7 protein-coding genes are annotated in these 13,513 nt (G+C 65.6%); 5 read left to right on the forward strand and 2 right to left on the reverse strand.

Annotated elements, in window-relative coordinates; translation table 11 throughout:
- Positions 1-9: 9 nt before the first annotated feature.
- The 4 genes from ACVCAG_RS03475 (at position 10) to ACVCAG_RS03490 (ending at position 3,634) form a co-directional block, all read left to right on the forward strand.
- The gene (locus tag ACVCAG_RS03475; protein WP_440084479.1) at positions 10-1,281 is read left to right on the forward strand and encodes an ATP-binding cassette domain-containing protein; all 1,272 of its coding nucleotides are present in this window, start codon (positions 10-12) and stop codon (positions 1,279-1,281) included.
- Positions 1,274-1,936 (forward strand): ABC transporter permease subunit, encoded by a 663-nt coding sequence (locus ACVCAG_RS03480; protein ID WP_440084480.1) that lies wholly within the window; start codon positions 1,274-1,276, stop codon positions 1,934-1,936. Before ACVCAG_RS03475 ends, ACVCAG_RS03480 begins: the two co-directional genes overlap by 8 nt.
- 67 nt (positions 1,937-2,003) lie before the next feature.
- The gene (locus ACVCAG_RS03485) at positions 2,004-2,675 is read left to right on the forward strand and encodes an ABC transporter permease subunit (protein ID WP_440084481.1); all 672 of its coding nucleotides are present in this window, start codon (positions 2,004-2,006) and stop codon (positions 2,673-2,675) included.
- 35 nt (positions 2,676-2,710) lie between these two features.
- Complete coding sequence (locus ACVCAG_RS03490) at positions 2,711-3,634, forward strand: glycine betaine ABC transporter substrate-binding protein (RefSeq protein WP_440084482.1); 924 nt, start codon at positions 2,711-2,713, stop codon at positions 3,632-3,634.
- 774 nt (positions 3,635-4,408) lie between these two features.
- Here ACVCAG_RS03490 and ACVCAG_RS03495 read toward each other — a convergent pair.
- Positions 4,409-4,930: a hypothetical protein gene (locus ACVCAG_RS03495; RefSeq protein WP_440084483.1), complete on the reverse strand. Its 522-nt coding sequence runs from the start codon at positions 4,928-4,930 to the stop codon at positions 4,409-4,411.
- 210 nt (positions 4,931-5,140) lie between these two features.
- Positions 5,141-12,388 carry a LamG-like jellyroll fold domain-containing protein gene (locus ACVCAG_RS03500; protein WP_447189436.1) on the reverse strand — a complete coding sequence of 2,416 codons (7,248 nt, stop codon included), beginning with the start codon at positions 12,386-12,388 and terminating at the stop codon, positions 5,141-5,143.
- 626 nt (positions 12,389-13,014) lie between these two features.
- Between ACVCAG_RS03500 and ACVCAG_RS03505 the strand changes: the two genes are divergently transcribed.
- Positions 13,015-13,485: a flavin reductase gene (locus ACVCAG_RS03505; RefSeq protein ID WP_440084485.1), complete on the forward strand. Its 471-nt coding sequence runs from the start codon at positions 13,015-13,017 to the stop codon at positions 13,483-13,485.
- The last annotated feature ends 28 nt before the right edge of the window (positions 13,486-13,513 follow it).

Here is a 13,513-nt window from a genome sequence, read left to right on the forward strand (position 1 = left end):
AGGTTGCGCATGATCACATTCAACGGTGTCACCAAGCGCTACGCCGACGGGACCGTCGCCGTGGACAATCTAAGCCTCGAGGTGCCAACCGGGGAGATAACCGTCTTCGTCGGCCCCTCGGGGTGCGGTAAGACGACGTCCCTCCGCATGATCAACAGAATGATCGACGCCTCGGAGGGCCAGATCCTCCTCGACGGCGTCGACGTCAAGACCATCGACCCGCCGACACTGCGCAGGGGCATCGGCTACGTCATCCAGCAGGCGGGGCTCTTCCCGCACCGCAAGATCGTCGACAACGTGGCGACGGTGCCCCTGCTGCTCGGCTGGGACAAGAAGAAGGCCCGCGACCGGGCGATGGAGCTGCTCGAACGGGTCGGGCTCGACCTCAAGATGGCCGACCGCTATCCCTTCCAGCTCTCCGGCGGGCAGCAGCAGCGCGTCGGCGTGGCCCGCGCGCTCGCCGCCGACCCGCCCGTGCTGCTGATGGACGAGCCGTTCAGCGCGGTCGACCCGATCGTCCGCACGAGCCTGCAGGAGGAGCTCCTGCGGCTCCAGGCCGAGCTGAACAAGACCATCGTGTTCGTCACCCACGACATCGACGAGGCCGTCAAGCTCGGCGACCGGGTGGCCGTGCTCCGCGTCGGGGGCCACTTGGCCCAGCTCGACGACCCCGCGACGCTGCTGGCCCGGCCCGCCGACGACTTCGTCCGCGAGTTCCTGGGCCGCGACCGGGGCATCAGGCGGCTGTCGTTCGTCTCGGACGAGGGGGTGCGGCTCCGTGCCGACCTGCTCGCGCCCGCCTCCACCGACGCCGTCGCGGCCCGCGCCACCGGAGAGCCGTGGCTGGCCGTGACGGACGAGGACGGCCGGCCGCTGGGCTGGGCCGCCGTCAAGGACCTGCCCGAGCCGGGCACCCTCGCCGACGCGGAGCTCGCGCCGTACGGGACCTTCGTCAGCGGGCGCGACTCGCTGCGCGCCGCGCTGGACGCGACGCTGCTGTCCCCCTCGGGCCACGCCGTCGCGGTGGACGGGTCGGGCAGGGCCGTGGGCGTCGCCACCCGCGATTCACTGGACGAGGCGCTCACCAGGGTCGTGAGAGACGTCGGCGGACCGGCGCGAGGCGCCGATGTCCCGGCGGAAGGTGCCGGCGGCTCCGCGGGGGGCGGCGACGGTTCCGCGCGAGGCGCGGACGAACCCGCGGGGGGCGTTGACGGTTCCGTGGGAGCCGCCGACAGGCCCGCGCGAGGCGCCGGCGGACTCGCGGGAGGTGTCGATGGATGAGGAACCGCTGGTCCGCTGGGACTGGATCGGGCGCAACTGGCACACGATCCAGGGCCTGCTCGAGGACCACATCGTGATGGCGCTGGTGCCGATCCTGGTCGGGCTGATCATCGCGCTCCCGCTCGGGCTGGCCGGGGTGCGGTGGCGCTGGCTCTACCAGCCGACCGTCGGCGTCATGAACGTGATCTACTCGCTGCCCTCGCTGGCCGTCTTCATCGTGCTCATCCCGATCACCGGTCTCGCCACGCGGACGACCGTGATGGTCCCGCTCACCTTCTACGCCATGGCGGTGCTGATCCCCGCGGTCGTCGACGGGCTGAGCTCGGTCCCCGACCACGTGCGGCAGTCCGCGGTGGCGATGGGCTTCACGCCGCTGCGCAGGCTGCTCCAGGTCGAGCTGCCGATCGCGGTACCGGTCGTGCTGGCCGGGCTCAGGGTGGCCACGGTGGCCAGCGTCAGCCTGGTCAGCGTCGGCGCGCTGGTCGGCAGGGGCGGGCTCGGCTACCTGTTCATCGACGGCTGGCAGCGGCAGTTCTACACCCCGATCGTCGTCGGCATCGTGCTGGTCGTGGTGCTCGCGGGGGTCGCCGACCTGCTGCTGATCCTGGCGCAACGCCTGCTCACCCCGTGGTCGCGGGCAAGGGGGTCCGCGTGAACCGGATGATCGGGTCCCTGACCGTTCCCACGGACCGGCTGAGCGGGGCGCGGGCAGAGGAGGCCGTGTGAACTGGCTGATCGACTTCTTCGGTGACCCGGCCAACTGGTCGGGACCCGACGGGATCCCCAACCGGCTGCTCGAACACCTGGAGTTCGCCGGGCTCTCGCTGCTGCTCGCCATGCTGATCGCGCTACCGCTGGGGCTGCTGATCGGTCACACCGGCAGGGGCGCGATGCTCGTCATCCTCACCGCCAACGCGGCCCGCGCCCTGCCGACGCTCGGCCTGCTGGTCCTCATCGTCCTGTTCATGGGCGTCGGCACCATCCTGCCGGTGCTCATCCCGCTGGTGGCGCTGGCCGTACCGCCCATCCTGGTCAACACCTACGAGGGCGTCCGAGGGGTCGACCCCGACCTGCGCGACGCCGCGTACGGCATGGGCCTGCGCGGCGGGCAGGTCCTCGGCCGGGTGCTGGTGCCGGTCGCGCTGCCGCTGATCCTGCTGGGCCTGCGCCTGGCCGCGATCCAGGTGGTGGCGACCGCGACCGTGGCCGCCTACGTGGGCCTGGGCGGCCTCGGCCGCTTCATCATCGACGGTCTCGCGACCAAGAACTTCCCGAGCACGATCGGCGGGGCGGTCCTCGTAGCACTGCTGGCGCTTCTCGTCCAGCTCGGGTTCACCCTGGTGCAGCGCGTAACGGTCTCCCCGGGGGTGAGCGAGCGCCAGGCCATCAGATAGTTTTCCTACCCCCCGTTCTGGAAGGGAATAGCACCATGAAGCGCCTGATCAGCACCGCGGCGGTCCTCCTGTCCGCGGCGCTCACACTTACCGCGTGCGGCGGAGGAGATCCGCTCACCAGCGCCTCCCCGGCTCCGGCCGGGTCCGGGTCCGCCTCCGCGCCGGCGGCCGGTGGGAAGGTCGTCATCGGGTCGGCCAACTTCCCGGAGAACGTCCTGCTCGGCGAGATCTACTCCCAGGCCCTGGCGGCCAAGGGCGTCCAGGTCGAGGAGAAGTTCAACATCGGCAGCCGCGAGGTCCTGTACGACCAGATCAAGAGCGGCGGCCTGACCATCCTGCCGGAGTACATCGGCTCCCTGCTCGCCTTCGTCGACAACACGACCACGGCGAAGTCGAAGGACGACGTCGTCGCCGGTCTCAAGGAGAAGCTCCCCGCCGAGCTGGAGGTCCTCACCCCCGCCCCGGCCGAGGACAACAACTCGCTGACCGTCACCAAGGAGACCGCCACCAAGGACGGCCTCACCACGATCGAGGACCTGGTCAAGGTCGCCAAGAACTACTCGGTGGGCGGCCCGCCGGAGTTCCAGACCCGCCAGGAGAAGAACTTCAAGGACACCTACGGCCTGGAGTTCAAGGAGTGGAAGAAGACCGGCGACGCCACCGCCGACGCCATCAAGGACGGCACCGTCCAGGTCGGCAACGTCTTCACCACCGACCCGAAGATCATCGTCAATGACCTGGTCTCCCTCCAGGACAACAAGAGCGCCTTCGCCGCGGAGAACATCGCGCCCCTGGTCAACAAGGCCGGCGTGAACGACACCGTGAAGACGACCCTCGACGCGGTCTCCGCCAAGCTCGACACCGCCGGCCTGGTCGCGCTGATGAAGCGCGTCGCGGTCGACAAGGACGACGCCGAGATGGTCGCCAAGGACTGGCTCACCCAGAACGCCCTGCTCTAGGTTCTGGTAGCGGTCTCAACGGAAGGCGGGTGGACGTCCACCCGCCTTCCGGCGTCCCCGGGCCACTCCGCGGCCTTCCATGCGCGTCGCCGGATTCCGTCACGGGCTCACGCCTTGCCGTCCGTGAAAGCCCTTGTGAATATGCCCACGGAAGAGATGGTCTCCCTGATGGGGTCGGCGAGACCGTCGGCGTCCTGGCGCGAGCAGCGGTGTTCGGGGTGTCACACTCGGCGGCGGCGAGCCGCTGGGGAACTCGTGGGGTCGCGGTCACCGCGCCCGGCGTCGGCCCAGCCACCGAGCCACATCATGCGTTTCAGCGCGCGGAACACGTTCCCGACGACGACGCGGTGGCCTTCCCCGGCCCACTAGCATCCTTTCCGTCGCCGATAAAAATCCTGCGTCGCGGCGCGCCGCCTTCTCCGTGTACAGCAGGTCGCCGACCGGCCCGTCTACGTGGCGTTGGCGGTCATTGTCGGCGGTAAGCGCTACGTTCTCGGACCGCGGGCTGACGACATCGGTGAGGGTGCGAAGTTCTGGTTGTACGTGTTCACTGAGCCAATCTCGCAGTCCACACCGTCGATCAGTTCATCCGCTTCCTGACCAGCGCGTTCGCCGCTGAGACGGTTCTGGGCCTCCACCTGCCCCAACCCTGACTTCAGCTGCGGGCCCTGGACTTGGCCGGCATCCGCGAGACCGTGGACGGGTTTCCGCCCGCTTCGCGGCCAGACGGTTTTCAATGGATCAAATTCTCGACGAGTCGGGGTCCTATTTGTTTCATTTTCCGGAACTGTTCGTGGATTGACAATTTCCGCCATCCGGAGAAAAAGAAATTTCAAGCCAGTATGTTTTTGTGGACGGATCCTTTTCTACGTCATCGGACCAGTAGTCGAAACTGAGCTCTAGATTTGCATCAAAATCTCCAAGATCTTTTATGTAGCATGTGTCTGAAGGCCAATCTTCCTTGGATCCGAGGCGCTTGTTGACATCCTTCTTCCCGTCCCTTATTAAGCGCCATCCAGTCGCACTTGCTTCTTTTTCGTAATGAGATGAAATTGTTGCGGGTGGGCTTGTGAATCGATAGCGGCGGCCGACCTCGGCAATGCTGTTGTCGTCTTCGCAGGCCAATGATGTGTACTCTTCGGTGATCGGGAGGGTATTGGGCGGAGGGCGGTCTAGAATTTTTTCTTCTTTCGCTCGATTTGCCATCTGTTCGGTGGGGTCACTGAGGCAGTCTAATCCCGACACGTGATATGCGGCGGAGCATGCGGTTGTTGTTAACGCCAAAACAGCTGCCATCAAGCAATGTTTGAATCGCGATAACTTCTCCATTGCGACCCCTGTTTGGTGTGGTTGCGTTGACGGTTCGCTACGTACGGTCAGTGTAGCCGACGTTCAAGCTAGCAACCTGGTTAGATCCTTTTGTCATTGGTTTTTGCAGTGCGAGAGCAGGGATTCTGGCCTTGATATGCACGAATCTTCGACGCGCCCGATCTTTAGCGGAAGCCTCTACCAGGCCATAGGTTGCGCATCTGCATATCTACTTTTCGTTTTTTTCCCACTTCTGTAATCCCTGTAGCCTTCTTTTATTTCTCTCCAGTATCTTGGGTGGTCGGTTTCGTATACGCCAATCAAGACAATGTATCGATTGCCCGTCATTGCCCACTCGATGGCATCGTTGTTTACTTTTACATCTGCCACGCTGTCCTTTGTTCCTTCCTCCCCTATCTCGTGCACGGCTAGAAATTTCCTGGCGAATTTTTCGCCCATCATGATGGCCAGCCCTGTGGCGAGCAGCCAATGGCGTAGTTTCCCGTCACCTTTGGTCTTACTGTCCGGAACAACGGGGCTGGTTCCGGACATTTGGTAAGAGTGAATTACAAGGTTAATAATTATGCCGCATTGCTTTGGCCCTCGTTCATAGCACATTTTCATGTTACGAAGATTCTTGTATATTTTGGCGGCCCATGCGGGCGGCACCTCTCCCTTTTTGCAAAGACCTTTTACTGTATAAGTGCAGACCAGTGCTTTACCGGTCTTTGTCGATTGCGCCCCAGACCGACGGTCGTTCTTAGGTACGACTACTTCTTTGATAAGTTCTTTTGGTGCTGTCAGCTGCTTCCAGAGCTTGGAGAGTTCCTTTTCGCTGGCATGTATGCTGTATAGATTCATGTAAGTTTCTCGTACTTTCTTGCTCTCCTTCCAATAGCCCTTGGGGGCCGGCCTTCCGTTGGTCATGTAACCGATTCGCTTCGCTTCCTCTTCCGAGAGCCCGGGATTCCAAGGTTCCCAGTCCTGGACGCCGTCGCTTCTATACAGGCCCGAACCGTCGACATCCCACGCATTGTATGGCTTTCCCGGCTCCGGCCAGTTGATTTCCCTATTCCAGGGCGAGGTAGTGATTTTTTCGATATGAGCACTCATGTACGCGTTCATATCGAAGGACTGCCAGCCAGAACCGCCACTTGCGCTGTTTGGGGAGTTCACGGTGTTGAGCTGAATGGAATTGTGTCCGCTGGGATCGGTGTGGGTGAGAGGGGAGGCGTTGGCGTAGGTGTGGCGGTTGGCCTGGACCGAAGGGTCGGGGCTGAGGGTGGCGGTGTCGCGGGAGGCGAAGGCGCCGGTGCCGGGCTGGTACCAGCGGGCGTGCATGTTGACCTTGCCGGTGTCGGGGTCGGTGTAATCACCCTGGTAACCGAGGGCAGGCTGGGTGCCGGAGCGGTGGGTGACCTTGCCGAAGGGGTCGTAGGCGGTCGAGTCGACCAGGGCGGTGCCGGAGAAGGTGCCCACCACGTCACCGTGCAGGTCGCTCATCGTGGCGAGCGCGGGGCTCGCGCCCTCCTGCGTGCTCAGTAGGCCGCCGAAGGGATCACGGCCGTACTTGGCCTGGACGGCACCCACACCGTCGGTGGTGGTGGTGATGTTGTTGCTCAGGCCGGAGTATACGAAGCGCTGCTGGGCGGTGCCCTTGGTGCGTGAGGTCATCCGGTCCAGGGCGTCGTAGCCGTAGGTGGCGTCTCCGTCGGAGACGAGACGGTCGAAGGCGTCGAAGGTGAGGTCGCGGGTGACGCCGGCCTTGGTCTCGGTGGCGGTGGTGCCGCGCGGGGTGTAGGTGTAGTCGGTCCCGGCGCCGGAGGTGAGCCGGTTGCGCTGGTCGTAGACGAAGGTGTCGGCCCCTGCCTTGGTGCGGTTGCCGGAGGCGTCCCACTCGTAGGAGGTGACGGCGCCTCCGGGCGCGGTCCAGGAGGTCAGACGCCGGGAACGGTCGTAGCCGTAGGTGTTGGTGCCGGCTCCGGCGGTGCCGCTGGTGGTCTTGCTGATGAGGTTGTCGTCCTTGTCCCACCCGTAGAGGATCTTCGACAGTTCGGTGCCGGAGCTGTTCTTCACCGAGTGCAGGGTGAGGCGGTCGACGGCGTCGTAGTCGTAGGTCTGGGTGTTGACCGGATTGGCGGAGGTCTTGGTCTTGAGGCGGTCGGCGTTGTCGTAGCCGTAGGTCCAGGTGCGGCCGGTCACCGGGTCGGAGGCGGTCTTGAGCCTGTTGGCGTCATCCCAGGTGTAGGTAGCCGTCCCGGCGGGGTCGACGCGCTGGCTGAGGTTGCCCAGGGCGTCGTAGGCGTAGGTGGCGACCTGGTTGGTGGCCTTGGACACCTTGGTCAGCAGGCTGCGGTCGTTGTAGTCGAGGGTGTAGTCGCCGATCGCGGTGACGCGGCCCGCGGTGTCGTAGGTAACGGTGCGGGTGGGAGTGGCCACCGACCCGCCGCTGCCCGTCTCCGTGGTCATCCGGTTGAGGTGGTCGAAGGTGCGATCGAGGCGTACCCCGCCCGGCTGCACGGTGGCGGTGGCGTTGCCCGCGGCGTCGTAGACGCTGCTCCAGGTCCGGTCGGTGGCGTTCGGGTGGGCGGTGGTGGCCGGTTCGAGGACCGACTCGACCAGTCCGAGGGTGTTGTAGCTCGTCCAGGTGGCGTTGCCGCGGCCGTCGGTGGTGCGGGTGCGTGCGCCGGTGGCGTCGTAGCCGAACGTCGAGGTGATCGACGTGCCCGCGGAGACCGGCTCGATCAGGGAGGTCATCCGGCCCAGCGCGTCGAACCGCCGTTCGGTGACGTGCCCTTCTCCGGAGGTGGTGCTGGTCGGGTTGCCAGCCGGGTCGTAGCCGAAGCCGAAGGTGCGCACGGTCGTAACGGGGTTGGTTCCGGTGAGATCTCTGGTCGCGATCTTGCGCCCGGCCAGGTCGTACTCGACCTCGGTGGCGTTGCCCAGCGCGTCGGTCACCTTGGTCTGCCGGCCCAGCAGGTCGTAGGCGATCGAGGAGGCGTGCGTCAGGGGGTCGGTCACGGTCTTGACCTGTCCGGCGGCGTTGACCGCGTACGTGGTGGTCTTGTCGCCGGATCCCGGGGCGATGGTTTTGGTGAGGTTGCCGGCTGTGTCGTAGCTCAGCTTGGTGGTGTGCGCGGCGGTGCTGGGGAAGCGCTCGATCTGGGTCTGGGTGATCTTGCGGCCCAGGTCGTCGTAGGTGGCCTCGGTACGCGCGCCGTTGGGGTCGATCGCCGCGAGCTGCTCGCCGAGCAGGTCGTACTCCGCCACCCGGGCACCGCCGGGACCGGAGGGGCCGGGGTCGGTGACCTTGACCGGTCGGCCCAGGGCGTCGTAGGTGGTGGAGGTGATGTGGTTGCGCGGGTCGGTGAGCGTGGTCTGGCGACCGGCGGCGTCGTAGCCGAAACTGATCTTGGGGATGACGGCACTGCCACCCGGCGGGGTATAGGACGGGGCGATCGCCGAGGTGAGGCGTCCGGCCTTGTCGTACGTCGAGGTGATCGTCCGTCCTTCGGCGTCGACCGTGTGCGTCGTCAGGCCGGTGCTGTCGTAGCCGTACTTCGCCGTGGGTCGCGCGTCGGCGGTCGTCCCGGCTTTCTCGATCCTCACCTGTGGCGCTTTCTTCTCCACGAGCTGCCCGGCGAGGTCGTAGCGCATCGTGGTGGTGAAGTCGGCGGCGGTGGCGCCGGAGGCGTTGCCTCGGGGGTCGGTGGTCGCGGTCAGCAGGCCGCGGTCGTCGTAGACATTAGTGGTGACCAGGTCGTCGGCGCCGTTCTCGACGGTCTGCTGGGTCATCAGGTTCAGGGAGTTGTACGCGTAGAGCGTCGATTCCGTCCTGGTGGTGTTCGCGCCGGTGAAGGTCTTCTTGGTGACGTTCTCGGTCGCGTCGTACTCGAAGGCGGTCTTGCGTTTGAGGTCGGCCGGGTCGAACGTGGTGGAGGTCAGCCGACCGGCGGCGTCGTAGACGTAGTCGGTGGTGACCTTTTCACCGCTGGTGGCCTGGCTGGCCGGTGTGTTGGTGACCTGCTTGACGAGGTGACCGGCGGCGTCGTAGGTGTTGTCCTCCAGTACCACATCGGTCGGGGTCGTCAAGCCGTTCAGCCGGACATCGTCGCCGGTCACCTGGGACAGGCGGTTGTCGGTGAAGTAGGTGTAAGCCCTCTTGCGGCCCATCGCGTCCACTTCGCCGGCCAGGCGCCCGCCGGGGTCGTAGGAGCGGGACTCCAGCACCACATCCTGCGCGGCCTGCGGGCTGACCGGGCTGCCGGTCCAGTTCTTGAGGGTCGCGGTGAACGGTTCACCGCGCTTGGTGTAGGCATAGGTGAGGACAGTGCCCATGGGGTCGGTCGTCGAAGCTTGGGCGCCGGTGACGTCCCAGGTGGAGCGCATCACACTGCCTTCGGGGTCGGTGACCGTTTCTACCTGGCCCTTGACGTCGTAGGTGTAGGTGGTGGTGCGTGCCGGGTCACCGCCGGTCAGATCCGATACCGTCTCGGTGAGCCTGTTGCCGTCCGCGTCGTAGGTGTAGGTGGTTTTGGCGGTGTGGGTGACGTTGCTGATCTCGTTCTTCACCCCGGGAGCGGTCTGCGTCAGCGGGCGTCCGAGCCCGTCGTAGGTGAACGTCGTGGTGACACCATCCGGGTGGGCCGCTGACACCTCGGTTCGCGAGGTCACTCGGCCCAGCGCGTCACGACCGAACTTCGATACCACCTCTGAGGGGCTGGTCTGCTCGGCCAAGTCCCCGGTGGCACTGTAGCGGTAGGTCGTCTCGTTGCCCTTGGCGTCCTTGCTCGACTCGCGCAGGCCAGCCGGGGTGGTGCCGCCACCGACGGCGGGTTCGGTTCCATCGGTGTAGGTGGACGTCGTTGAACGGCCGGTGGGAAAGTCGGGGGTGGCCGGGGTGGTCTGCTTGGCCACCTCCCCGTGGGTGGTGTACTCGGTGGTGGTGGCGTAGGTGTTGTCGGTGGCGCTCGCTGAACGGGCATCCCTGTGTGTTATGGGACGGTCGTTGCGTGGGTCGAACTCGTCGGTGGTGTTGCGGTAGAACGTCTGACGGGTGGTCTGGCAGTTTCCTACCGCCTTACAGGTCTTGATGGCGGTGACGTTGCCACGAGCGTCGTTGACCCGCTCGGTGACAACCCCGTTTGGATCGGTGGCCTTCGTGGGGAACCCGCCGGTGTCGTACTCGTACCTGGTGATCTTGCCTAGCTGGTCGGTGCGGCTGACCAGGCGGTAGCCGCGCCAGGCGTCGTGGACGTAGCTCAGGGTGTTGTTGTTGGGGTCGGTGACGGTAATCGTCGACTTGCCCGTCTCCGGCGCGTAGACCGGGGCGCCGATCTTCCAGGTGCCGCCGTTTTGGTCGACGTGAGTGGTGATCCGGTCGGTGGCAGCGTCGTAGGTGTTGGTCGCCCATGCCCGTCCCGACGGCAACGTGATGGTGGTGAGCTTGTGCGGGGTCTCGGCGCGGGCCGCGTGATGGCGGCTGATCTCCCCAGCGGTCAGCGGCTTGTCATAGAGGGCCGCCTCATCCAGTTGCCCCTTGAACACCTCGCTGGTGGCCGGCCAGCGCCAGCTGAGCATTCCCTTGCCGAACCGGGCCTGTTCGCGCCATTCGAGGCCTCCTGGCCCGGTCAGGGAACCCACCAGCTGACCGTCCAGATACAGCCGGTCGGTGGTGCCGGCCACGCTCAGCACCGCGTGGTGCCACTGTCCGTCGTTGACGACACCCGCCGAGGTGATCGGGGCCGCGTCATCACCGGAGAACGGCTGGGAGCGGGCGCGTAGTTTGCCGTCGGTACCCACATAGATCGCCGAGTCCGCAGGAGTCGGATCCTCCAAACCGGCGGAGAACAGCACCCCGTGCAAGGTGGTCTTGAACCACACCTCCACCGAGAACTTGTCGGCCAGCCGGGCGACCGAGTTCAGCGGAAGTTCGACCGAACCGGAGGTCACGCTGATCGCGGTGTCGGTGGTACCGGCCAGCGCTCCGGGCTGCCCCTTGGTCGCGTTGGCGTAGGTGGCCGGGCCCGTACCCCAGCCCAGATTGGCGGCCGAGGTGCCCGAGGTCTCACCCAGCCGCCAGTACCCGTAAGGGTCGGAGTCCAGCACCGTCGAGCGGTAGGTCGAGCCGGTGCCGTACCCGTAGGTGATGCAGTTCGGCGCGGCCACCGGAGCGCACGAGCCGACCAGCCGATCACCCTGGTAATGGTAGGTCCACGTCAAGGCCTGACCCCCCACCGGGTCGGTGGACACCTGTGTGACGTGCGCACCCGTCCAGGTGAAGTGCAGTGCCCGTCCGCCGGAGGCGGTCACCGTCGCCAGCTTGCCATCGGTTCCGTAGACGAGATTACGGCTACGGCCATGGGCATCGGTGATCTTCGTCAGTCGCCCTTGGGCGTCGAAATGGTAGGAGATGGCGCCCTTGTCCATCAACCGCCAGCCACCACCGCTGACCGTCGCCAAGGTGGCGTGCATTCCCGGCGGCGGCTGGAAGGTGCCGTTGCCGTTGTCGGCGAACCGCACCTGACGGCCATCGGGATAGGTGACCAGCAGCGAGGAGGCCTCCCCGCCGACCTCGGAGAGGAGCTTCATGTCCCACAGCGTTGACCAGGCCGCGCCGAACATCCCATCGGCCCGCGGATCCAGCGTGTTGTAGGAGCGCACCACCGACAACGGCTCACCGGCCGTCGTGACCGAGACGTCGGTGAAGGCCGTGGTGTAGTTCCCGGCCAGCTGGTGAAACTCCTGGCCGTTCACCCCCCGCGCGGACAACTGCGAGGTGATCATCGGCTGCCGCACCCCGGTGGTGATGGACGACATCAACGAGGTGTTCACCCCCAAGGTGCCGCGGTCTTTGGCCGAGACCTGCCACCAGTACTCCTTGCCCCACTTCAGCTTGCCCGCCGGAACCCGCCAGGTATTGACATCACTCAGCCACCCTGAGGTGGTGCAGGTGCCCGACATCCCCGACTGGTCACAGATCTCAAAGCGGTAGTCGATGCCGTACACGCCGGCGTTGCTCTTGGCGTAGGTCACCAGCAGCGGCGTCAACGACCCGACCTGCGCCTCGTTCCACGGATGCACATCCACGATCGTCGGAATACACCCGTACTGACAATCCATCGCCTGAGCCCGCGCAGCGCCGGAAGAGAAGGAACGCCTGTCGGCGTCGGCGCCCTTGGCAGGGGCGGCGGGCTGGGGCTCATCGACGAAGCGCCCCTCGGGCCGCAACGCCCCCTTGGGAGGTTCGTCATCCTGTTGCGACGGCTTCACCTTCACCGTCGTCGCCGTGGCCGCCGAATCCACCAACGACGGAAATCCTGCCGCCGAACCGGTCAGCTGATTAGGCGTATCAGGGGTGCCCTGAAAGAGCGCGGGTGGCTGCACCCTCGCGGCCGACACCGGAACCGCCTGGAACAACAACAGGCCGGGAAGCGCCGCGACCATAACGGTCACCGCTGTCCGGGCTCTCACGGCTGCCGACAACGACCACGACAAACTCCGGCGCATACGCCGTCACCCTCCGAACAAGTCAGCGCGGAAGCTAACCGCTCCCGCGTTACCCCAGCCCGCCACCAGGTCCACAACGGGGCCGGGGTCGACGGTTCGGAGCGCGCAACCAGCAAACGATCAGAAATTACACATGCGTCCTTTATGTGCGCAATATGTGTAAGCATGAATAAATAGGACATAGATTTTGGGTTTGAAATTGCGACATATCGAACTTGCGTTCTTACAGTGACGCTTGGTTGTCCGCGAGCATGGACCGGAATGATCACGTAGGGAAAGTGAGTGGTGGCCCGCTGTTCGCCTCGCGTGTCTCGCTCTCCGATTTTTCTTGAAAGCGCAGCTCACACCCGGTGAAACGAGGAAGCGTTCATAGCGGACGCGGCGGGAGAAGGGGGATCGGCTGCGCGATTTAAGAGCGACCTGAAGTCGGTGCTCGCGGAGGCGGAGGCGCGGAAGGCTGTCGGCTGCGGAGGAAAAACGGCGATGACGAGGTCGTGGGCCGATGTGATTCACGACACACCGCGCCGGGGCGGGCACCTGTCCGGTTCCGGGATGATGGCCGCATGAACGAGTTCGTCGAGTCCATGGCCCAGGTGGTGACCGGTGTGACGGTCGTCACGGTGAAGGACGGGCGCGACGACGTGGGGGTGACGGTCGCCACCTTCACCTCGCTGTCGCTGGACCCGCCCCTGGTGATGGTGAGCCTGGACAATGCCGGATACCTCAACGAGCTGCTGCTCCGCCATGACCGCTGGGCCGCCAGCGTGCTGTCGGCGGGGCAGAAGGCGATCGCCAGCCGCTTCGCCACGGCGGGCCGTCCGGGTGCCAGGCTGCTGCTCGCGGGCACGCCGCATCACCGGGGCGAGCTGAGCGAGGCCCTCGTCGTGGACGGCGGCGTCACCGCGCTGGAGGTCGAGACGGTCAAGGTCGTCCCGGCCGGAGACCACACGATCTTCATCGCCAAGGTGCTCGGGGTCGACTACGTCGACGCCTCGGTCCTGCCGCTGGCCCGCTACCGGAGCCGCTACCGCTGACCCGGCGGGTCGCCGCTCATCCCTCTCT

Source organism: Streptosporangium sp. G12 (assembly GCF_052983175.1).

Bases quoted from the DNA above. Each gene is read 5' to 3' on its own strand.
- ACVCAG_RS03475 (WP_440084479.1), top strand. From the start codon at position 10: ATGATCACATTCAACGGTGTCACCAAGCGCTACGCCGACGGGACCGTC.
- ACVCAG_RS03480 (WP_440084480.1), top strand. From the start codon at position 1,274: ATGGATGAGGAACCGCTGGTCCGCTGGGACTGGATCGGGCGCAACTGG.
- ACVCAG_RS03490 (WP_440084482.1), top strand. From the start codon at position 2,711: ATGAAGCGCCTGATCAGCACCGCGGCGGTCCTCCTGTCCGCGGCGCTC.
- ACVCAG_RS03495 (WP_440084483.1), bottom strand. From the start codon at position 4,930: ATGGCAGCTGTTTTGGCGTTAACAACAACCGCATGCTCCGCCGCATAT.
- ACVCAG_RS03500 (WP_447189436.1), bottom strand. From the start codon at position 12,388: ATGGTCGCGGCGCTTCCCGGCCTGTTGTTGTTCCAGGCGGTTCCGGTG.
- ACVCAG_RS03505 (WP_440084485.1), top strand. From the start codon at position 13,015: ATGAACGAGTTCGTCGAGTCCATGGCCCAGGTGGTGACCGGTGTGACG.